This window comes from Pseudoalteromonas sp. McH1-7, from assembly GCF_013366255.1.
GTDB classification, from domain to species: Bacteria; Pseudomonadota; Gammaproteobacteria; order Enterobacterales; family Alteromonadaceae; genus Pseudoalteromonas; species Pseudoalteromonas peptidolytica.
In genome coordinates this window covers 1-23,174 of record NZ_JABWPQ010000029.1, presented here as the reverse complement: position 1 = coordinate 23,174, position 23,174 = coordinate 1, and the positions used below count along the sequence as shown (strand labels likewise).

At 42.2% G+C, this 23,174-nt stretch carries 18 protein-coding genes; 3 read left to right on the top strand and 15 right to left on the bottom strand.

Annotation, left to right across the window (positions count from 1 at the left end; all coding sequences use genetic code 11):
* Position 1: 1 nt before the first annotated feature.
* The 6 genes from pheT to HUZ36_RS18225 form a co-directional block, all read right to left on the bottom strand.
* Positions 2 to 2,389 (bottom strand): phenylalanine--tRNA ligase subunit beta, encoded by a 2,388-nt coding sequence (gene pheT, locus HUZ36_RS18245; RefSeq protein WP_176033623.1) that lies wholly within the window; start codon positions 2,387 to 2,389, stop codon positions 2 to 4.
* Between the two features lie 13 nt (positions 2,390 to 2,402).
* Entirely contained in the window at positions 2,403 to 3,383 is a 981-nt protein-coding gene (gene pheS / locus HUZ36_RS18240; protein ID WP_125253221.1) for a phenylalanine--tRNA ligase subunit alpha, read from the bottom strand.
* 83 nt (positions 3,384 to 3,466) lie between these two features.
* A complete protein-coding gene (gene hda, locus HUZ36_RS18235) occupies positions 3,467 to 4,171 on the bottom strand; it encodes a DnaA inactivator Hda (RefSeq protein ID WP_125253222.1) in 705 nt (234 codons plus the stop codon).
* A gap of 1 nt (position 4,172) precedes the next feature.
* Positions 4,173 to 5,234, bottom strand: a complete 1,062-nt coding sequence (locus HUZ36_RS18230; protein WP_176033622.1) for a DUF2066 domain-containing protein — start codon at positions 5,232 to 5,234, stop codon at positions 4,173 to 4,175.
* Between the two features lie 117 nt (positions 5,235 to 5,351).
* The gene (locus HUZ36_RS21805) at positions 5,352 to 5,456 is read right to left on the bottom strand and encodes a hypothetical protein (RefSeq protein ID WP_368659807.1); all 105 of its coding nucleotides are present in this window, start codon (positions 5,454 to 5,456) and stop codon (positions 5,352 to 5,354) included.
* Between the two features lie 11 nt (positions 5,457 to 5,467).
* The gene (locus tag HUZ36_RS18225; protein WP_254879585.1) at positions 5,468 to 6,529 is read right to left on the bottom strand and encodes a GGDEF domain-containing protein; all 1,062 of its coding nucleotides are present in this window, start codon (positions 6,527 to 6,529) and stop codon (positions 5,468 to 5,470) included.
* A gap of 160 nt (positions 6,530 to 6,689) precedes the next feature.
* On the opposite strand from HUZ36_RS18225, the gene HUZ36_RS18220 reads away from it, so the two are divergent.
* Entirely contained in the window at positions 6,690 to 7,130 is a 441-nt protein-coding gene (locus HUZ36_RS18220) for a VOC family protein (RefSeq protein ID WP_128731049.1), read from the top strand.
* A 135-nt stretch (positions 7,131 to 7,265) separates the two neighbouring features.
* On the opposite strand, the gene HUZ36_RS18215 is transcribed toward HUZ36_RS18220, so the two are convergent.
* The 8 genes from HUZ36_RS18215 to dapB all read right to left on the bottom strand — a co-directional run bounded on the left by HUZ36_RS18215 (position 7,266) and on the right by dapB (position 19,316).
* Complete coding sequence (locus HUZ36_RS18215; protein ID WP_176033621.1) at positions 7,266 to 8,018, bottom strand: transporter substrate-binding domain-containing protein; 753 nt, start codon at positions 8,016 to 8,018, stop codon at positions 7,266 to 7,268.
* A gap of 351 nt (positions 8,019 to 8,369) precedes the next feature.
* Positions 8,370 to 11,165, bottom strand: a complete 2,796-nt coding sequence (locus HUZ36_RS18210) for a collagenase (RefSeq protein WP_176033620.1) — start codon at positions 11,163 to 11,165, stop codon at positions 8,370 to 8,372.
* Between the two features lie 504 nt (positions 11,166 to 11,669).
* Entirely contained in the window at positions 11,670 to 11,945 is a 276-nt protein-coding gene (locus HUZ36_RS18205) for a hypothetical protein (protein ID WP_147390501.1), read from the bottom strand.
* A gap of 532 nt (positions 11,946 to 12,477) precedes the next feature.
* The gene (locus HUZ36_RS18200) at positions 12,478 to 13,083 is read right to left on the bottom strand and encodes a hypothetical protein (protein ID WP_147391121.1); all 606 of its coding nucleotides are present in this window, start codon (positions 13,081 to 13,083) and stop codon (positions 12,478 to 12,480) included.
* A gap of 327 nt (positions 13,084 to 13,410) precedes the next feature.
* Positions 13,411 to 13,887, bottom strand: a complete 477-nt coding sequence (gene greA / locus HUZ36_RS18195) for a transcription elongation factor GreA (RefSeq protein WP_125253230.1) — start codon at positions 13,885 to 13,887, stop codon at positions 13,411 to 13,413.
* 46 nt (positions 13,888 to 13,933) lie between these two features.
* Positions 13,934 to 17,152, bottom strand: a complete 3,219-nt coding sequence (gene carB / locus HUZ36_RS18190; RefSeq protein ID WP_176033619.1) for a carbamoyl-phosphate synthase large subunit — start codon at positions 17,150 to 17,152, stop codon at positions 13,934 to 13,936.
* Between the two features lie 16 nt (positions 17,153 to 17,168).
* Complete coding sequence (carA, locus tag HUZ36_RS18185; protein ID WP_128732656.1) at positions 17,169 to 18,305, bottom strand: glutamine-hydrolyzing carbamoyl-phosphate synthase small subunit; 1,137 nt, start codon at positions 18,303 to 18,305, stop codon at positions 17,169 to 17,171.
* A 207-nt stretch (positions 18,306 to 18,512) separates the two neighbouring features.
* On the bottom strand, positions 18,513 to 19,316 hold the full coding sequence (dapB, locus tag HUZ36_RS18180; protein WP_176033618.1) for a 4-hydroxy-tetrahydrodipicolinate reductase: 804 nt from the start codon (positions 19,314 to 19,316) through the stop codon (positions 18,513 to 18,515).
* A 273-nt stretch (positions 19,317 to 19,589) separates the two neighbouring features.
* Here dapB and HUZ36_RS18175 point away from each other — a divergent pair, with 273 nt between their 5' ends.
* Positions 19,590 to 20,903 (top strand): Na+/H+ antiporter NhaC family protein, encoded by a 1,314-nt coding sequence (locus tag HUZ36_RS18175; RefSeq protein WP_176033617.1) that lies wholly within the window; start codon positions 19,590 to 19,592, stop codon positions 20,901 to 20,903.
* Between the two features lie 73 nt (positions 20,904 to 20,976).
* Entirely contained in the window at positions 20,977 to 21,756 is a 780-nt protein-coding gene (locus HUZ36_RS18170) for a nucleoside-binding protein (protein ID WP_176033616.1), read from the top strand.
* A 59-nt stretch (positions 21,757 to 21,815) separates the two neighbouring features.
* Here the strand turns inward: HUZ36_RS18170 and HUZ36_RS21895 are convergent, their stop codons facing one another.
* A complete protein-coding gene (locus HUZ36_RS21895; RefSeq protein ID WP_176033615.1) occupies positions 21,816 to 22,844 on the bottom strand; it encodes a tetratricopeptide repeat protein in 1,029 nt (342 codons plus the stop codon).
* Between the last annotated feature and the right edge of the window lie 330 nt (positions 22,845 to 23,174).

Sequence of the window (23,174 nt, the reverse complement as noted above, 5' to 3'; positions counted from 1 at the left end):
TCTAGTCCCTCAACGATGCATTGAATTGTTTGGCCAATTCGGCCACCACGTTTTCTACAACCGCGTTGATGTCTTTCTCTTCGAGTGTTCTATCAACCGCTTGCAATGTTAGAGCAATAGCTAAACTCTTATGATCAGGTTCAACACCTTGCCCTTTGTACACATCGAATAAGTTTAGGTCAACTAATTGATTTCCGCCAACTTTCTCAATGCACTCTAAAATATCGCCTATTTTTACGTCATCTGCAACTAAAATAGCAATATCTCTTCTATTTGATGGGAATTTAGAGATGCTTACCGCTTCAGGAAGCAGACGGTTTTCTAAAGCAGCCATGTCAATTTCAAACACATATGGCGTATCTTTAAGCTCTAACGGCTTTAATAGCTGCGGATGTACTGCACCGATAAAACCGACTTTTTTGCCATCTGCATAAATTGCAGCTGATTGGCCTGGGTGCAAGCCATCACTCGCTTCGGCTTTAAAGCTAAAACGTGCTTTATCATTACATAGTGTCAGTAATGCTTCTACATCGCCTTTTACATCAAAGAAATCCACTTTACGTGAAGGCACAGACCAGTGTTCATTATGTGTATTACCATAGGCAATACCACCAATTACAGCCGTTTGACGTACACCGTTTTCTGCACTGTCATCTTTAATAAACTTCAGCCCAGTTTCGAACAAGCGAATGCGTGATTGTTGACGATTTTGGTTATAAGAAACCGCATTGATTAAGCCCGTCATCAAGCTTACGCGCATTGCCGACATTTCCACTGAAATTGGGTGTGGCAAGATTAATGCATCAGATTGTGGGTGCAACAACTGCTGAGCTTTTGGATCAACAAAACTGTAGGTGATCGCCTCTTGGTAGCCACGACTTACTAACTCATCTCTAAAACGCGCTACTGGCAAACGCGCTTCTTGATGATCTGTCATCTTTAACGCCGCGGTTGGCGCCACATTTGGAATATTATTGTAGCCAAATACGCGAGCCACTTCTTCGATCAAATCTTCTTCAATGCTGATATCAAAGCGATAGCTCGGTACTATTGCTTGCCACTGGCCGCCTGCAAATGTTACCGCTAAACCAAGACGCGTTAAGATATCAGATACTTTAGCATCTTCGATATGATAACCGATAACGCGATCTAAACGCTCACGGCGTAAAGTCACTTCACGCTCTTTTGGTAAATCTGCTTCTGATACCGCTTCAACAATCGGCCCAGCTTCACCACCAACGATTTCAAGCAGCAAACCTGTTGCTCTTTCCATTGCGTCACGCTGCAGTACAGGGTCTACACCACGCTCGTAGCGGTGCGACGCATCAGTATGCAAACCATAGCTACGCGCTTGACCCGCAATTGCCAACGGTGCAAAGAAGGCACTTTCTAATAAAATGTCTGTTGTCTGCTCATTAACACCAGAGCGCTCACCACCAAAAATACCTGCCATGGCCAGTGCCTTATTGTCATCTGCAATAAGCAGCGTTGATGGCTTAAGCTTCGCCGTATTGCCATCTAATAATACCAGCTCTTCATTTTCATGGGCGTTGCGTACTTTGATCCCACCTTCGATTTGGTTTAAATCGAATGCGTGCATCGGGTGGCCTAACTCAAGCAAAACGTAGTTAGTAACATCAACCACAGGGTCAATTGAGCGCACGCCACAACGGCGCAGTTTTTCAACCATCCATAATGGAGTGTCTGCGTTAACGTTAACGCCCTTGATCACTCGACCTAAGTAACGTGGACATGCTTCGCTGTTTACTAACTCAATAGCGATTTTGTCATCAATTGTTGGAGTAACTGGCGTGATAGCCACTTCTGTTACATCGATACTGTTTAGTACTCCAACTTCACGAGCAAGACCTTTGATCCCTAAACAGTCACTGCGGTTTGCAGTTAAGTCAACATCAATAGTTACGTCGTCTAAGCCAAAGTATTCGCGAATATCTTGGCCAATTGGCGCGTCCATCGGTAGCTCTAAAATACCGTCTGAACTTTCTGCCATGCCCAGCTCTTCGAACGCACAAAGCATACCATGTGATGGCTGACCACGAAGTTTAGCTTTCTTGATTTTGAAATCACCAGGCAGCGTTGCGCCCACTTTAGCAACCGCTACTTTTAAACCTACACGGCAGTTAGCGGCACCACAGACAATATCTAGTAGCTCGTCTTCGCCTACGTTTACTTTTGTCACTCTAAGTTTGTCAGCATCTGGGTGTTGTTCACACTCAACTACTTCACCGATAACAACCCCTTGGAAGTCACCAGCTACAGGGTCTACACCATCAACCTCTAAACCAGCCATTGATAATTGCTCAGATAGCGCATCAGTATCAATTGCTGGATTAACCCACTCGCGTAACCACTTTTCACTGAATTTCATACTTTTGTCGCTCTTATCTGAATTGGTTTAGGAATTTTAAATCGTTTTCGAAGAAAGCCCTCAAGTCAGTTACGCCATAACGCAACATAGTCAAGCGCTCAACCCCCATACCAAAGGCGAAACCTGTGTATTTTTCAGGATCAATGCCTACCGAACGCAATACGTTCGGGTGCACCATACCGCAACCGAGCACTTCTAACCATTTACCATTTTTCCCCATTACATCTACTTCTGCTGAAGGCTCTGTAAATGGGAAGTATGAAGGGCGAAAACGAATTTCCATATCTTCTTCAAAGAAATTACGTAGGAAATCGTGCAAGATCCCTTTCAGTTCAGTAAAGCTAACGTCAGTATCTACCATCAGGCCTTCAACTTGATGGAACATCGGTGTGTGTGTTTGATCGTAGTCGTTACGATAAACACGGCCCGGCGAAATAATACGTAAAGGTGGTTGCTCTGCTTCCATTGTACGGATCTGAACACCACTGGTTTGTGTACGCAGTACCAATTTAGGATTGAAATAGAAAGTATCATGATCAGCACGCGCTGGGTGATGCTCAGGAATATTTAGCGCGTCAAAGTTATGAAAGTCATCTTCAACCTCTGGGCCAGATTTAACAGCAAATCCTAGCTCACCAAAGAATTGTTCAATTCGTTCAATAGTGCGAGTTACTGGGTGAAGGCCACCAGCAGGCATAGTACGACCTGGTAAGGTCACATCGATGGTTTCAGCGGCTAACTTCTGCTCAAGTGCTGCATTTGCTAACGCTTCACGTTTTACCGTAATCGCATCTTGTACTTGGGTTTTAGCTTGGTTAATCACTTGACCTGCGTCTTTACGCTCTTCCGGCGCTAGTTTGCCTAGCGTTTTTAGAAGACCGGTGATCTCACCTTTCTTACCAAGGTAGTTAACTCTAACTTCCTCAAGGTGCGCAATTTCGCTTGCCTGCTCTACGGCTTCGAGCGCTTGCGCTAAAATATTTTCTAAATTCATTGTCTACCTGATCTTTGCTGAGGTAATTTGCTGTTATTTAATCTCTTATGATAACTGAATTGCAAGGCGATATTCTAGCCCTGTTACAGCTTTAAAGTCGCTTTTATAAAAGGAATCGTTAACTTTCTTTGCGCTGCCATGGATGCGTGATCAAGTTTGTCTAGTACATCGAGCAGTGCTCGCATGTCACGGCTTAGCCGAGTGAGCAAAAATCGAGCACAGTCATCTGAAAGTTCAAGGCCACGCATATACGCTCTTTTTACCAATGCTTCGGCTTTGTCATCATCACTCATTGAGCGGATCTGAAATGTCGTACCCCACGTCAAGCGCGATTCTAAGTCTGGTAACGACAGGTTTAGCATATTAGGAAGTAAGTCTGCAGTCACCACTAGACACTTACCTTTTTCGTTGAAGCGATTGAAAAAGTTAAATAATGCTTTTTCCCATGCTTCGTTCCCAGCAACCAAATGGACATCATCGATGCACACAACATCTAAGGCGTCTAAACCATCAAGCACCAAAGGGCCGAAGTCGAGTACTTCTCGCAATGACAGCAAAATAGTGGAAAGCCCTAACTCCTGAGCTTCGATACAAGTAGCATAGAGTAAATGCGACTTGCCAGAGTCTGCTAATCCACACAAATAAGTATATTGAAACCCCGTTGAGCGCTGAGCTAGCCCATTTTTTAGGTGGCTTACTTCTAAGGAAGCTTCACCACCGAAATAAGAAGAAAATGTTTCGTCATCAGGTAATGTGACGGGCAATGCCATTTGACGTGGCGATTCCATCTTAGCGACCCACCCAGTTATATTTTAAATTACCATCATCGGCAATTTGGTAGTACGCCCTAGGGTCAACGAATATTTTAAAGCTCTGCTCTAAGCCTATTGTTTTACGCAAATCAGAAACTGTTGAAGTATGCTCAATGGCAAACTTGACAGCCGTTTTTGCTCGATAGATGACGTCAACATCCATCACTGTGCTCATAGACAATAGCCTACGTCTTGCATGCTCAACATCAGCAAAGGATAATAATTGATCGACCGTAATCACTGTTCGGTGCACATCTTGCGTTTGATTGGGATCTATTACGTATTGCTGAGCCAAGGTACTAGATACATAATTTATCATATCAATGATCACTTGCTGTTTATCGCCAACATATTGCTCAGGTTCAAAAAGCTCTGCATCAGTATAACGCCAATCTAATTGCCAAGAGCTGGTATGAGGAGGTTGAAACAACCTTGCAGTAATAACACGTTCGGCTTCATACCGACGTGATGCAGCTTCCACTTCGTTGGAAAAGTTTCCCCATACTTCAGCAATACTAACGTTACTTCGGTCTACCAAGTCCATCAAGGGGACAACAACAGGCACTCCCCATTCATCAGCGGTATCGTAAATTAATCGTTCTAATTGGGGGTAGCTTTCTTGTGTCACGAAATCACGCTGAAAGTTGTCTTCAATTACCATCCAAATAGCAATCATAGGGCGTCGATTTCCCCAAAGAGGTAAGCCTGCTTCTCTAACCAGCTCTTCAACTTTCCCCGGCTCAAATTCAACCTTTATTTTCGTTGCGCCTTGCATGTCGTAATATTCATATCTCAACATGTAGTCCGAGATCCGCCTTAGGCTTGACTGAATTGCCGAATGGGAAAAATCGTCAGCTTTACCGGTGAGCTTTTGTAATACTTTTAACAGCGCCTGTTGGCTCGCTTTAGCCCGTGTCGCACGAGATTTATCGCTAACGGTCAGTGAAGTCTCATATAGATTTTGAACTTCAACAGCTTTTGCCGTCAAGGTAAAGCAAATAAGTGCAATAAAGATCAGCCTAATGGTCATAGAATGCAATTGTTTTATCTGTAAAGCTTGATCCTAAAACAATCACCAACGTAAAGCAAAGGCCAACATGCAATCACCAAAAGAAATTATAAAAACATGATAAATATAAGGATCTTAATCTCAAGTTCAGCGTGGTTCAAAGCTAAATGAGACCTGATTTTTACCTTGTTTCTTTGCTTCATAAAGTGCATTGTCCGCCCTTTTTAACAACGACTCAGCACTCACGCTCACCCCTTCAGCAATCACCACTCCAATACTACAACCAACCTGTACAAGCTGACCATACTCAACAAAATATCTTGGTTAACCTCAGTGCGAATACGTTCTGTTAATCGAGATAACATGTCTGATGCAATGCTTTCATTAATAACAAACACAAATTCATCTCCACCAATCCGACATACAAAGTCATACTCCCTTAATGTCTCCTGCAATCTTCTAGCAACATGTACCAGCACTTCATCGCCACTATGATGACCATGAGTGTCATTGATTGGTTTAAAATTATCTAAATCTAAATATCCTAGGTACACATTAATTGGCTGACGAGATGAACGCGCAGATAATTTTTGTAACTCATTTAACAAATACTTTCTATTGGCAAGCTGCGTGAGATTGTCGTGATAGGCATCAAATTCCAGCTTTTCTTGAAGCGCTTTGCGTTTGTCGATTTCTGATTGCAACTCAGACAGGCTCGCTTGAAGTTCGAAGGTTCGCGCTTGTACGGTTTTTTCTAACTCTAATTCGTGTTTTCTTAATGCTTGATTGGCGTCAATTAATGCTTGCTGGTTTGCAAAAGCATCCATTGCAGAAGCGATTACATGACTCACCGTGTATAAAAGATCTACCATGCTGTCTGAGTATTCATCTTGACGGCGGTAAGACTGGAGTACAAAAGCACCTAAATGCTTGTCTTTATTCATTAATGGGAAACACAACCACTGTTTGGGAAAGCTCCCTAGCATATCGATAACACCTGCGGAAGTGAGTGCCTTTAGCGAGTGCTCGGTGTAATTTTTTACGCTATCTGAACTAAGCGCATAATAGGTCAGCGTCTTGTTTAACTCAGCTGTAGTTAAATTATTTAACTCATCTAGTGAAATACTATCCTTGACGTCATGAAAATAAGGAAACTCAAATGAGCCATCTTGACGTTGCAACACAACATAAAAATTATCGGCATAGGTAATTTTTTGCACAATACAGTGAACATTTAATAAAAAATGCTCCAAAGACTCACTTGTATTTAAGCATGATACGATGTCTGTCATGCTATCAATTACCTCTGGAAGTTCTGCCATCATCGAGCACCTTCTTTTAATTCGTTATCCATCGTCAAAAAGCTTAACTACCCGATGTAGAAATTGCCAGAAATCCGCCTCATTTTTATAAAGTTAAGCCTTCGCTTTTAATCCATGAGGTAAAGCTTTAAAATTGATGTTAGTAACCCAGAAGGAATAAGTAATGAAATATTTACACACCATGGTTCGTGTAAGCGATCTAAATGAGTCACTTAATTTTTATTGTGATCTATTGGGGCTTATTGAGGTAAAGCGGTATGACAGTGAGCAAGGTCGTTTTAGTTTGATTTATCTTGCAGCCCCTGAGCAAGCAGAGCAAGCGCGAGAGAGCTTTTCACCCACGATTGAGCTAACTTACAACTGGGATCCCGAAAAATATGATGGCGGTCGTAATTTTGGGCACTTGGCTTTTGCCGTTGAAAATATTTACGATCTTTGCCATAAACTGCAAGAAGCCGGCGTAATTATAAATAGGCCTCCTCGGTGCGGCCACATGGCCTTTATCAAGTCACCTGATGGTATATCGATCGAATTACTGCAACAGGGTGATGCACTACCACCACAAGAGCCGTGGAAATCGATGGAAAATACAGGTAGCTGGTAACGTAACGCCCAGCTGTCGTGATTCGAAAAATAGCGTTAATGCCGCCCGTTATACACTCAACGATTAGCGCTCATGTTGTAGTTAAAATTGATGTTGCACGTTAGCATGCACTTGGCACCACTGTAGTTTGATTTTTCAGTAGACTAAATGATAACTTTTTAGCAATGTCACAAGTTGCTTTTTAAATAACTCAGAGTCTAGTGCATCTTGTAGTAACGTAAATTCTGCTTTGAGTGACTCTGGTGCCATAATCGCTCGGTAATATGTCTCATGTGGATTTTGAGAAAAGTAAAACACCTCTTTCCAACCATTTTTAGTGGCTAAATACTCTGTGGTCGAGCGGCTGACAATGGCAACATTAACCCGTTTTTTCAACACCATTTCAAGCAAGGCTTCCTCAGAATTAACATCTACTCTTTGCACTTTTGAATATTCATTTTTTTGATCAAGGTATCGATAATAGTAACCAGCGATTGTACCGACCAAATTGCCAGACAACGAGCTTGGATGATAATATTCAAACGGATGTTCAATATGCGATACGAATTCATCCGTGTCATACATTAATGGGCTGCTCCAAAGGTACTTCTGTTTTTTTATGTCCCCAAACCAAGCTGGGTTAACCCCTAATATAAAGCCTGGTAACTGTGCTTCTTGAAGCAGTTTATCCAGACGCTTGCGGGGAATAAATCGCAAGTCAAACTGTAGCTCAGTCGCATGGCTATTTATCAGCCTGACAATATCAAAATAGAGGCCTTCACGAGCGTCTAAGTCTGTGATGTATGGCGGCTTATTATGATACACATATAGTGTCTGTTGCAGAGCGCTATATGCTGGAAACGACCCTAACAGAAATAGAAAAATAGAAAGAAAAGCTATCTTTAACACCACAGGCCTCATCACTCACACAGCACTTATACCAATTATCTTAATTACGTGATCTATTTTGAGGCGGGAAAATCTTGTCGATAACTCCGCTACCGCGTTCTATTCTCGCTCAGGTATCTACATCCAAGTAAGCAAGGAAAATGTCTTATTTAGTTGTTCTAAAATAAGACATTTTTAACGCGGTTAGCGTCAGATTTACACTTTCAAATTGAGCAAGTATTAAGTCTAATTGGTATTATATTATCAATACAGCCTAGCCTCTTTTGAGTAAAACTGTCACATCATTCTCTGGGTAACGAAAAAGGAGCTCATAAAGCTCCTCAAACATTATAGTCGATTACCCTTTTATAGCTAATTGCAGCTCCCCGCGTTATACGATACTTTGATTGATGCACCAGCTGGGGCACCTGATACTTTTATATATCCCCAATACGAAGATTGTGCATCGAGCTCGATACATTCAACATTACCTTGATTAAAAGAGCTAGCCTCCACATTGCTACCATTTGGCCACCCCCCATTACTGTACTCAAGCCCCAAGTCACCGCTGCCATGGGCAGTTTGTATTACAATTGATTGCTGTGCACTTACATTTTCAAGGCTAAACCACATCGGATCTTGGCTACCTAGACACACCGTTTTACCGGCTGTTAATCTGCCATTGGATATACTACCTTGAGACTTGCACATGTCCTCAACCGTTGACTTAGTTTGGATCTCTCCTAATAACTGAACATTTTCAAAGCGATTGTAACCGTGTAGCATAAGGTAATAAGTGCCAGCTACCGGGGTAGCAATTTCGCATATTTCTTCGTTACCAGATTTATAAGGCCGGCAATCAAATTCATTGAATGTTGGCGCTGTTCCCGCTTTGACATACAGATCAACATCTCCAGTTCCTCCAGATGTCGTCAAAATTAATTTGTCTACACCCGCAGCAACGTCAATGGAAAAGGCAAGTTGTTCATCTTGTTCACCTGAAATAATTACTGGACTTCCTGAACGTAACTTTTCTGATGACGCTGCACTTATGGAAGCAATCGTATTACTTACATGACTTAAACCGGCAGGATCCATAACCGTAAGACTTACTTGATACTCACCAGGTTGAGTATAGTTATGTGTGGGATTAGCGATGTTGCTCTCACTACCGTCTCCAAAACTCCAAAGATACGTTAATGTGTCACCATCTGGATCTATGCTTCCTTGACTCGAAAACTGAATGTCTTGATCAGCAGTCCCTGTATATGGGCCATTAATTTGTGATGTCGGCGCGTTATTTTGTCCGCCATCAACCAAACTATTACACCATTGCACAAATTCAGACTGATACTGAGACGCCCAACGATTGACACGCTCTTGATAACCATCCCAATTTGCGGTTCTGGTTTCTTGTCGCATTGCCTTTACTTCATCAAAGTGTCTTTCGTACATAAATCTGACACCTAAATATCCCCAACGATAGATCCTATCTTGGTCAAATCCATCGTAAGTGGTGCTAAAGATTTCAGCTAGCGTATAGGTGGAGCCATCTTGAATCGTATCGATAGCAGCTAGATTGTCGTTAAGGTTTGCGATGTATTCAGCAACCCCTTCACTCCACCACACGATTGGTTTGGTTGGGGCATTAAATCCTCCATACAAGTCAAAACGACCATCAAGGTAATGCACATACTCATGCTCTAAGTTCCAGATGTAGTGATCGGGTTTAGCATAGCTTGCCTCGTAAGCAACAAAGTTAGCAATATTATTCACATCGCTTGGATCCCCTTCCAGATACATACCACCATTGTCTGTGCTTATTTTAAAAATGGCTTTAGCATATTTTTTATAGTCTGAACTACTGTTAAAGATATTAACCTGAAGAAAATCATTGTTATCGTCTGCTACGGGTGAACGACCTGTCTCAAGCATATCGTGGAAACGCACTTCCTCTGCTTCCATTTTTTCACAAGCAGATGTCAGCTGTACGGGTGTTAACTCTTGTGCACGTATTTTAATGGTGTCGCTACAGCTATGCTGCTGTGACAAAACTTTCGCTTCTAGCTCTTTGTCAAAGTCACAAATATCAAACTTACTACAATCCGAGTAATACGTTGCAACATCAGCCGCAGCCAACCATACTCCATCCCCAAAGCCATAGCTCTCATAGCGTGAAAATAGTGACACTAGTTGATTGTCTACGTTGTCTTGTATTGCTGCACCATCATATAGCTTTAGTCTTGCCAGTTCGCTTGCAGCATTGATAATGAGGTATTGTGAATCAGAGTTTATCATCCAAGTTTGCGCCGTAAAGTTACCTAATAATTGGACTAGCTCTTGATCATTTTTTACCTGCGCTACGAAGTTACTATTCCATTGTCCACGATATAAAATCGTAAAAATGCCATTTACCGCGCTTCGCATATTCCATTTCTGCCCATAGCTTTCATTCCATTTTGCTAGCCAAGCCTTCACTACTGGCAGGTAGCTGTCTTGCAACTCAGACGAGTCCATGGTGATTATTGCTTCGCTTAAGACTTTGCCATGTGCATCATTGTCATCGTAAAAGTGGCTATTATTTACAAACGCATCCAAAGCCTCTTTCACAGCTGGCTTTACCCAAGTTGCAAAACTCACTTGGTCGTTGTAAAACTCGACGTAGAAGCCCGCACGAATAAATAAGTATAAAGCTTCTAGATCAGAGCTACCGTTGCCAGCGTAGCTCTGAGAAAGCGCTTTTGTGCTTTGCGCAGCGGCATACATTTTATCAGAAGTAAACACTTTTGATTGAGTACTGCTTTCAGCCGAAAATAGCGCATTGATACAACTAGCCCCTTGCAGCTTGACTTCAGCAACAATTTGACTGCTGTTGGCATTTGCCAGACTAGCTAAGTCGCAAACGCTTAGCTGCTCGCTGCGGTCAGCATAAAATGTATTGACTTGAGAAGTTTGTGCGGCGAGTAATGGGCTAACTTGCATAGCTTCACTCTCGGCGACCGGCGCTTTATCCCGTTTGGCGTTGTGTTCATGACCATGCGAGATATTAATTTTTGCCTGGCTCGACGCCTCTAATGGCTTAAATAATCGCTCTGACTCTTGATGGGCGTTTACCGCTCCTGCCATTGCTAACGCGACCATGACTGACGTAAATTTTGTTGTTTTCATAAGTTACCTTTATGTTGTGTATCCAAACCCAACGGGTCTATCCGATTGGGTTTTATTTTTCTAACATTAAATACACAATGTATACAATATATTTTATATAACATTATGGAATAGTGAGGTGATTTATATCTTGGTTGGAGGGGCTCAAATGCGCGAAGTAGAAATCACAATACCACCTCCGCTGTTTCCAAAAAGGAAACCATTATCGCGTACTACAGCGTTAGTTTTGCTTGAATAGAGCTGCTTTTGATGTATAAATTTGCCATATATTAAGAAATCACTTCTGGCTAGAGCAATATTGCGCTGAGGCACCTAAGTTGACTAACTAACTGCTTATCCCGACCTAAAGTTTGAGCATAAGCTCAGTCATAATTTGTCATTGAGACTACCAGATTACAGTACATATCAAGTTTCGAGCATTTAAACCCAACCCTTGGTTAAATAAAGATAAATCGGTTAACTGACGGTGGTGAGGAATAGAAATTTACAGAAAAGGAGAATATTTTAAATTTTATCTATTTGGGCGATGGCACCTGATGATATTTTAACTCTAATTTTACAGTTTGAAAGCGAAATGGAATAAATACCATCCGTTGGCTTCTGCACTAATAGGTGCTGAAGTCCCAATACTAACTCATCAGTCTCACTTTTCATTTGCGTGTTTCGTGAGTCTATGAACTCCTTTCCCTGCTTCAATGCTTTATCAAGCACGACCGAAGCGACCTGCTGAGTAGATTTACTTTTTAAAGTCTTAATAAGTGCACTTTTTAATAAACTCATGCTAATCCTATAAATAAAGATACCGATCCATATCACAATGCTTAGGGATCGGTGTCTAATTGGTTTTGGGAACAAATAAAGTGTAGCAAGCACAGCAAAAAAGTCTAAAGTAAATTCGTTTCAAACTGTGTCAATTGTTACATCATCGGCTAATTAATTTGCATGCAAATTTATCCCTTATTCACACTCTGTGGCTAGGTACTCAACTATCGCCAAAAAGCTAAAATGCCTCATATTCATCAAACCGGACTTCGAATAACTTATACTTTTTTAGCCGCAAGTTTTATGTGGCCTTTATACCAATTTGCTTAATTAAGTAGTCTATTTTGAGGCGAGAAAATCCTGTCGATAACTCCGCTACCGCGTCCTGCTATCGCCAAGGTACCTACATCCGTGTAGGCAAGGCAAAAATTTTGATATTTAGTTGTTCTAAATGAGAAATTTTTTAACGCAGTTAGCGTCAGATTTACTCCTTCAAATTGAGCAAGTATTAAGTCAAATTGGTATTAACACTCTCTACCTAAAGTTTGAGTCAATAAAGCGCGGATAAATGATTACACTGCTCAATAATCTGCTTTTCAGAAAATAGCTGCGGTATAAAATATAATAAACTACTAGGAAGCTGGGATGCTGAGCGTGGCGCCGAAGTGAAATTTGTTACGGCTTCCAGCTCATGAAACGCATCGTGCCATGTCGGAACGGCCTTGCGTAATTGCTCATAGCATATTGTATTTATCTCAAAATTCTCGAAGTATTCATCGATTAAGCAAAGCGGCTGGTTGAGATTAAGAGAATCAAGCAATTCTCGAGAAAAACACTGCTGAGCTGGATTAGCGTCATTAAAAAAGTGTCCTGGCAAGTTATGGCCGATAATTAGGTCTTTACTCTCAAACAAGCTATTGGTGTACAACAAAGCAGTAAGAACGAGGTATGTGTCGTACCTAGCCAAGCTAACCCCTTGGAGAAGTGCGCTATGCTTGCTGAGATCCACTGTGGATCTTAGTCGTAGAGTGCGCCAAAACTCATGCTTTTGACTGGGTAACTCTTGATGAATTCCTGTGCTTGCTAGCCTCTCTTTCCAACTTGATATAAAAAGCTCAAATCCTTCAGTTTTAAACTGTTCCATTTCAAATGGCACATGTACCTCCTCATTTTTGTTCCGTGTCAAGGATTAACACAAACCCTAGAAGGTTTTGCATAATTAGCAATTACATGACATTACAGCTAAGTTCTGAGTGAGCGTTCAGACTCGTTTAAGTTCAGTGACTGAGACACGGGGTAAGAAGCTACATCAATTAACTGGATTAATACCAATTAATCTTAATAAACGAGAAGAGGTTGTTGATAACATAGTATTAAGTGAACACCTGTGCATCCATATTCATAGAGGTGAGGAAGAGGTATGACAAGGTGGGTAACAAAAAAGCCCGTATTTTTCAAAATACGGGCTTTTAATTGAAAAGGATTACTTGTATTCAACCTCGATGATTTCATACTCAACTAGGCCATTTGGCGTTTGAATATTCACTGTATCATCTAGCTCTTTGCCAATTAATCCACGCGCAATTGGAGAGTTAACAGAAATTAAGTTATTTTTAATATCTGCTTCATCATCACCAACAATGCGGTAGCTAACTTCTTCGTCCGTATCCACATTAACGATAGTAACCGTACTGCCAAAAATAACCTTGCCGTTATTTTGCATTTTAGTTACATCAATTATTTGTGCAGTTGAAAGTTTCGCTTCAATTTCTTGAATACGGCCTTCACAAAAACCTTGCTGCTCTCTTGCTGCATGATATTCAGCGTTTTCTTTCAAATCGCCGTGTTCACGTGCTTCTGCAATGTCTGCAACAATTTTTGGGCGAACAACTTTTTTTAAATGATTCAGTTCTTCACGAAGCAATTCTTCGCCTCGCACTGTCATCGGAATTGATTGCATAAGTATCTCACTCATCGCCAGAGCATATGCTCTGGCTTTGTTCTTTTTAGTTCAAACGCTGGTGTAATTCTTGAACAGAGTTTACAGAGCTTCTGTCGTCAGCTGCATTCGCTGTACAGTTTGCAAACGCTGCATTTAGCGTAGTGGTGTAGTTAGTCTTATGCTGAAGTGCACCACGACGTAACACCTTCGAGTCTTCAATAGCTTGGCGACCTTCGGTCGTATTAACGATATAGCTGTACTCACCATTCTTGATACGGTCAAGAATATGAGGACGGCCTTCGAATACTTTGTTTACGCGACGTACTTCAATACCCGCTTCTTCAAGCGCTTTCGCCGTACCATTCGTTGCATCTAGCTCAAAACCAATGGCTTTCATTGTCTTAGCCAGTTCAACGACGCGTGCCTTATCACCATTACGCACAGATAGTAGCGCGCGGCCGCCACGTGGTAAAGTGTTTGATGCACCTAATTGGGCTTTTGCGAATGCTTCGGCGAAGTTTTCACCAACACCCATCACTTCACCCGTAGAGCGCATCTCTGGACCACGCATTGGGTCAACACCTAAGAATTTAGCGAATGGGAGTACAACTTCCTTCACGCTATAATAAGGAGGGATAACTTCTTTTGTTACACCTTGGCTTTCAAGAGACTGCCCAACCATACAACGCGCTGCTACTTTTGCCAGTGCAACACCCGTTGCCTTCGAAACAAACGGTACTGTACGTGCTGCACGAGGGTTAACCTCGATTAGGTATACTTTGCCATCTTTCACAGCAAACTGAGTATTCATTAAACCCACAACACCAAGCTCTAGCGCCATATCACGTACTTGCTTGCGCATAACGTCTTGAATATCTTGCGATAGAGAGTGTGCTGGTAATGAACATGCTGAGTCACCTGAGTGAACACCCGCCTGCTCGATGTGCTCCATAATACCGCCAATAATCACGTTTTCACCATCACAGATAGCATCAACGTCAACTTCGATTGCATCATCTAAGAAGCGGTCAAGAAGAACTGGTGCTTCGTTAGATACAGATACCGCCTCAGTCATGTAACGACGTAAGTCATCTTCGTCATATACGATTTCCATAGCACGACCACCTAATACGTATGATGGACGAACAACTAATGGGAAACCGATCTCTTGAGACTTAGCAACCGCTTCTTCTAGAGAAGTAACTGTCGCGTTCTCAGGCTGAAGAAGGTCAAGGCGCTCAACAAGTTGCTGGAAACGCTCACGGTCTTCTGCACGGTCGATTGCGTCAGGAGAAGTACCAATAACTGGCACACCATTCGCTTCAAGGTCACGCGCTAGCTTAAGTGGTGTTTGACCACCGTACTGAACGATAACGCCTTTTGGCTTCTCAACGCGTACGATTTCTAGCACATCTTCAAGTGTAATTGGCTCGAAGAATAGACGATCTGACGTATCATAGTCGGTTGAAACAGTCTCAGGGTTACAGTTAACCATGATAGTTTCATAGCCATCTTCACGCATTGCAAGCGCCGCATGAACACAACAGTAATCAAATTCGATGCCTTGACCAATACGGTTAGGGCCGCCGCCGATAACCATGATCTTGTCTTTGTCAGACGGTGCTGCTTCACATTCTTCGTCATATGTAGAGTACATGTAAGCTGTGTCTGAGCTGAATTCTGCTGCACAAGTATCAACACGCTTGTAAACAGGTAGAATTTCTAACTGATGACGCTTCTTGCGGATTTCTTTTTCAGAAACACCTGCAATCTCAGCGATGCGCGCATCAGCGAAACCTTTGCGCTTGAGGCGACGAAGGAAATCTTTGTTAAGACCAGCAAGACCCGCTTCTGCAATCTTAGTTTCATCTTTAATGATGTCTTCAATCTGCACTAAGTACCAGCGATCAATCTTGGTTAACTCAAATACATCTTCAACGCTCATACCGTGACGCATTGCATCTGCAATGTACCAAATACGCTCTGCACCTGGCTCACGTAACTCACGAATGATGGTTTCTTTTGCGTTTGGCGCATCAAGTGCAACAATCGGGTTAAAACCTGTTGCACCCACTTCTAAACCACGAAGTGCTTTGTGAAGAGACTCTTGTTGGTTACGACCAATCGCCATAACCTCACCAACAGACTTCATCTGAGTCGTTAGACGGTCATTTGCACCAGCGAACTTCTCAAAGTTAAAACGAGGGATTTTGGTAACAACGTAGTCAATTGAAGGCTCGAATGACGCCGGTGTCGCGCCACCAGTGATGTCGTTTTGTAGCTCATCAAGCGTGTAGCCCACAGCCAATTTTGCTGCAATTTTCGCGATTGGGAAACCCGTTGCTTTTGAGGCTAGTGCAGATGAACGAGATACACGAGGGTTCATCTCAATGATAACCATACGGCCATCCTTTGGATTCACACCAAATTGAACGTTTGAACCACCTGTTTCAACACCAATTTCACGTAGTACCGCCATCGAAGCATTACGCATTAGCTGGTATTCTTTGTCAGTTAATGTTTGTGCTGGTGCAACAGTGATTGAGTCACCTGTGTGAACACCCATGGGGTCAAAGTTTTCAATAGAACATACAATGATGCAGTTGTCGTTTTTGTCACGAACAACTTCCATCTCATACTCTTTCCAACCTAGTAAGCTCTCATCAATTAGAAGCTCATTAGTTGGTGAAAGGTCTAAACCACGTGTACAGATTTCTTCAAATTCTTCCATGTTGTAAGCAACACCGCCACCGGTACCACCCATGGTGAAAGAAGGACGGATGATACATGGGAAACCGATACGCGTTAGCACGTCTTTTGCTTCATCCATTGAGTGTGCAATCTCTGCGCGAGGACACTCAAGGCCAATGTTTTTCATCGCGATATCAAAACGCTCGCGGTTTTCTGCTTTGTCGATTGCATCTGCCGTCGCACCAATTAACTCTACACCGTGCTTAGCAAGTACACCATGCTTGTCTAAATCAAGCGCACAGTTTAGTGCTGTCTGACCACCCATCGTAGGAAGGACAGCATCTGGCTTTTCTTTTTCGATGATTTTTTCAACAACTTCCCAGTGAATTGGTTCAATGTACGTTGCATCAGCCATTTCAGGGTCAGTCATGATCGTTGCAGGGTTCGAGTTTACAAGAATGACTCGATATCCTTCTTCTCTCAGCGCTTTACAGGCCTGAGCACCAGAGTAGTCAAATTCACAGGCTTGGCCGATAACAATTGGGCCTGCGCCCAAAATCAGAATGCTTTTTATGTCAGTACGTTTTGGCATTATTACTCCGGTCTAATTAAGCGTTGCGAGATTGCATTAATTCAATGAAATGGTCGAATAACGGTGCTGCATCATGTGGACCTGGGCTTGCTTCAGGGTGACCTTGGAAGCTAAACGCAGGCTTATCAGTACGATGGATCCCTTGCAGTGTGCCATCAAACAAAGACTTATGCGTTGCACGTAGGTTATCAGGAAGCGTTGCTTCGTCAGCAGCGAAGCCATGGTTTTGTGCTGTGATCATCACAACGTTACGATCTAAGTCTTTAACCGGGTGGTTGCCACCATGGTGACCAAACTTCATTTTCACTGTTTTTGCACCAGAAGCGAGTGCTAATAACTGGTGGCCTAAGCAAATACCGAAAATAGGTGTGTCTGTTTCTAAAAATGCTTTTATCGCGTCAATGGCATAAGTACATGGTTCAGGGTCACCAGGACCGTTTGATAGGAAGATGCCATCAGGGTTGAGTGCTAGGACATCAGCAGCGGAGGTTTCTGCTGGAACAACTGTTAGTTTACAGCCTCTGTCAACTAGCATTCTAAGAATGTTCTTTTTCACACCAAAGTCATAGGCAACAACATGAAACTTTTCATCTTCAGCGCGAAGTGTTTTAAAACCTTCGCCCAGAGTCCAGCTTGATTCACGCCATTCAAACTGAGTTTCTGTTGTCACTACTTTTGCTAAATCCATCCCTTTTAAGCCAGGGAATGCTTGCGCAGCTTCTAGCGCTTGTTGCTCGTCAACTTCATCACCTGCGATAATACAACCATTTTGGGCTCCTTTATCACGAAGAATGCGAGTGAGTTTACGAGTATCAATATCTGCTATCCCTAAGATATTGCGTTCTTTTAAGTAGTCACTTAATGACTGTTCATTACGGAAATTACTCGCAAGCAGTGGTAAGTCACGGATCACTAGGCCTTTTGCCCAGATTTTGTCCGCTTCCTCATCTTCGCTGTTAGTACCGGTGTTGCCGATATGTGGGTAAGTGAGCGTAACGATTTGTTCCGCGTATGAAGGATCCGTTAAGATCTCTTGATACCCCGTCATTGACGTATTGAATACTACTTCACCGACTGACATACCGTCAGCACCGATAGCAGTACCACGAAAAACCGTGCCGTCTTCAAGGACTAACAGAGCGGATTTAGTCAAGTTAACCTCCTAGATAGTAAAAAACGGGCGAAAGCAAAACGCTCAACATCCCGTCTACAAAGCGCTTGGTAACACGCAGTTATTAAAATTTTGGCAAATTCGTTATAGTCTACAGCATGAATCACATTTCGTCTAATTAAAATCACCAAAATTACAAAAATAAGCCTTTAAACTCTTTTTTTACTTTAAAGCCGCAAAATGATATGCTTACTTCTTTAAATCTAGGACATCTTGCATATCGTAAAGGCCTGCTGGTTTATCTTTTAACCATTGCGCAGCCCTTACAGCGCCTGATGCAAAGGTCAATCTCGATGCAGCTTTATGTGTTAATTCGAGTCTTTCCCCCATTGTTGCAAAGTAAGCGGTATGTTCACCTACTATATCACCCGCTCTAAGCACCGAATAACCAATCTCATGTTGTGATTTCGCTTCATGGCTGTGACTTCGGTCATAAACCGCAACATCGTCATGCTGCCAGCCTTTAGCTTCTGCTATCGCTTCACCAATAGCCAGTGCGGTACCTGACGGAGCGTCGATTTTGTGGCGGTGGTGTGCCTCAAAGATTTCAATGTCCATCTCGTCAGCAAGCTTCTGTGCCGCTGTTTGCACTAAATTAAGGAGAAGATTAATACCCACACTATAATTACGAGAAAAGACAATAGGTATTTCCTTTGCAGCCTCAACTAGCAGTTCCATTTCAGTTGTAGTAAGACCTGTGGTACCGATCACCATTGGCTTTTTAGCAGCAATCGCGGCTGATAGGTGTTGCTTCATTCCCTCAGGTAAAGTGAAGTCGATTAATACATCAACATTTTCAAGCGTATCTTGTTCAGAGCTAAAACGAATATTTGTGTCTGCCTTTGGCTGCAATTGAGTAATTGCTTTATCAAGGTATTGTGAACTTTCTCGAACGAAAGCGCAGATCAGCTCAGCTTGTTGCGATAAATAACAAGCTTCAATTAATGCAAGTCCCATTCTGCCATTCGCACCATAAATACCTATTCTTGTCATGTGTCACCCTTATTTTTACGATATTAATTATCCGAATGGTAGCAATTATGGCTAACCGGATATGTAGAAATGCGTTTTTGCAGGAGTAGAGTTTACCGTATCTGTATGTCATAGTCAGTCAAGTTGAAAATAATAAAACATTAGACTTTAGACGTCTAAACATATAAACTGCCGCGCTCGCTAACCTATTAGGGTTGAAAAAACTTCATCTTATTAGGCGTGTTTTGCGGTTTTACAGCCAATTATTGGCTGTGCTTTATGTTGGGGAGTGCTATGCAACCAAATTACAATCAAACAAAGGCAAAACTATCATTATTGCCACTGCTGACCTTTGTAGGGATTTTTCTTGGCGCAGGATTGTATTTACAATCACAGGGCGTCGACTATGCGTTTTATCAATTAAAAGCGCCCGTTGCTATTCTACCCGCCATTGTTTTGGCTTTTTTACTCAATAAAGATACCATAAACCGCAGTGTCGAAACGTTTATTCGAGGCGCTGGACACAGCAACATCATCACCATGTGCCTCATCTATTTATTGGCAGGTGCTTTCTCAGCCGTTGCAAGTGCAACAGGTGGTGTCGATGCTGTGGTTAACGCAGGTTTGTCACTTATTCCTCCAGCTTTCCTATTACCTGGCCTTTTCCTTATTTCCGCTGTCGTCTCTACTGCAATGGGAACTTCCATGGGCACAATTGGTGCGATTGGCCCTATTGCTGTTGCAGTGGCGATGAAAACGGGGATCGACCCTGCACTGATGGCTGGCACTATAGTATCGGGTGCAATGTTTGGCGATAACTTATCTATTATTTCTGACACCACAATTGCAGCCACACGAACCCAAGGCTGTGAAATGAAAGATAAATTTAGAGAGAATCTAAAGATAGCCCTACCTGCTGCGTTGTTGACTGTCTTGCTATTAGTATTTTTAACCCCAGAGCCGCAGGTTGTAGAAACCAAACCGTTTGATTGGCTATTAGTTTTACCCTATGCGTTTATCTTGGTCTTGGCAGTGATTGGGATTAATGTTTTTGTTGTTCTTTTTAGTGGCATTGTGTTTGCTGGCTGCATAGGTTTTGTGGGTGACTACCAAGGCGCAGCGTTCCTAAATGACGTCTACAAAGGCTTCAGTGATATGCAGGAGATTTTCTTACTATCTATGTTCATTGGTGGCCTATCCGAGTTTATTCGTATCAATGGCGGCCTCGATTTTTTAGCAAAGCAAATCCAAAAAATTACCAGTATCATTGCTAAATGGCACCGCCAAGTCGCTGATCAACTCGGTATTGCAGCGCTTGTATTAACCAGTAATCTATGTATTGCAAATAACACTGTAAGTATTATTGTTGCTGGCCCTGTTGCTAAAAAGCTAGCTGAAGACGGAAACATTTCAGCTAAGCGCTCTGCAAGCTTACTCGATATTTTTGCGTGCGTTATGCAGGGTTCTTTACCCTATGGTGCACAGGCACTGTTACTCGGTGCTACTTTTAAAATCAGCCCGTGGGATGTATCTAGTTCATCTTATTACTGTTTTATTCTAGCGCTCACTGCCATTTGTGTTATTTGCCTAAGAAGAAATAAAGCATAATTTATTTACTTTAAGCGCCCAACTTAGGGCGCTTTTGTTATACTTTCATTTTTAATGTTATCCGAATTAATAAATGAAACTCAATACGCTCATTACTTTATCCTCACTTGCTGTTAGCTCACTTAGCTATGCCGCTGATTGGAGCACTACACAGCTGCACGTCAACCACGGCGACTTTAAAAACCCCTTTAGCAAAAATGAAGCAACCACAACCGTTTATTCGCTTCAACATGCTTCAGGCTATCGCTATGGTGATAACTTCTTTTTTATCGATTACAGTAAAGATGATCTCACTGATGACTATCAAGATGGTGACTTTTATGGGGAGTGGTATTCAAGCTTCTCCATGTCAAAGATTGCTGATTTTAAGTCTTCTTTTGACGCTATAGCTGACGTTAGCCTAACAATGGGCTTCAATGCAGCTGGAGATGCTAAAGTGATGAAATACTTACCTGGTGTCAAAGTGAACTGGAACTTTGAAGGGTTCAACTTTTTCTCATCTACATTTACTCTCTATCAAGACGATAGCCAAGGGATCAGCAATGGCGGCGCTCCTAAGGAAAGTGATAGTTGGATGATAGATCTTGCATGGGGCTATCCTTTCAAAATAGGCGAACAAAAGTTCTATCTTACTGGCCATGTAGAATATATTGGCGAGCGAGAAAACGAGCTTGGTAATGATGTTAAAGGCTGGCTGCTCGCACAACCAATTCTTCAATGGGATCTCGGCTATGCGTTGGGGATGCCAGATAATCAGCTGATGTTAGGTGTGGAATGGCAGTATTGGCACAACAAACTTGGTACAGATACCAACGAATCCGTTCCACAATTACACCTTGCATGGACTTTCTAAACCCAGTACCCATGATGCAGCGGCTACTAGCGTTTATGCTTCTTGTAGCCGACACTGAACTAAATTCCCTCTTGGCACCAAGACAAAACGAGATCTAGAGACTGCTTATTATCATCTAGTTTTCTGACACTTAGGTTCTTATAAGTGGCGAAATCTTGATATAGCGTAGTTAGTTTCGGCAACTGTAGCAGTGACACATACCTTGTTATGTTGTGGTGATACTCTGTTTTCATAAGCATAGGAAGGGAGTCTAATAAAAAAACTTGCTGTTCTTGATTCAACTCAGCAACCTGCTCTGCTCTTTTAACAGTAAGTTCTTGCCACATTAATACTGTTATTAACTCGCTGTCTTGGGTTTGATCAACGCGCATTTTCACTGTATTGACATAACGCTGATAGCCCTGCCATTGTTTTGACGCAATATAGCTATTGAGTAGGTTCAGGCCAACATAGCTGGCCTCGTAGTTCTCCCCCGACTGTTGATGGTGTAGAAACGCCAGCCGATACAACTCAGCCGCTTTTTCATAATTTGCCCGATCAAAATATACGTTCGCTAAATTATTATGTAACGCTGCTTTAATGTGTTCCTCTTCCCTATACTCGATAAGAGCTCTATCAAGAATCTCTTCAGCTTCATCCAACTGACCCGCTGTCCGATATAGTACAGCTAAGTTATTTATGATCTTTTGCTTTTGTTCATTTGTCGAAAATCGAATTGCACATTCATAGCTCTTCTCTGCCAGCTCAAACTTACCGGTCCTTCTAAAATAAATAGCAAGATAAGTGGCTATTTCACCTTTCTCATAGTTTAAATAATGTAACCAATCTTTATTTTCTGAGAAAAGGTTAATAATACTTTTGATTAACCCAACATCGTTTGCTCTAATTCCTGACTTGAGGCCGGCTAAATGAATTTCGTATAACCCTTTTGAAGGGGTTTTAGGCAGGACTGGCTGTACCTTGGTATATATTTCCAAAGCTTCGCTCGGATTAGACGCGTTTGCTCCCTGAATAGCCTGTAGTGTCTTGAATAGCTCGTTAGGCGTTAACACAACAAATGCAGAAAGCAATAATGCAACCTGTAGCACACAAATACTCCTATCGCGCCAGCTTAAACAATCATAATGAAGCTTAGTAGTTTACATCAAACTTATCACATAAAAGAGTAAAAATCTGACTCGACAATGAAGTTGATATTGTAGTGGGAGCGAATTTACCTCGCGATGTTACAAAGTAGGATGTTTTTATTCTTTTTGTTTGAGAGACCTAACAGCTCGGCGGGTAAACCGCCTCCTACAAAGTACAGCACCTTGTTGATATCGTGGTGGGTGCGAGTTTACTTCGCGATGTTACAGAGTAGACTGTTTTATTCTTTTTGTTTGAGAGACCCAACAGCTCGGCGGGTAAACCGCCTCCTA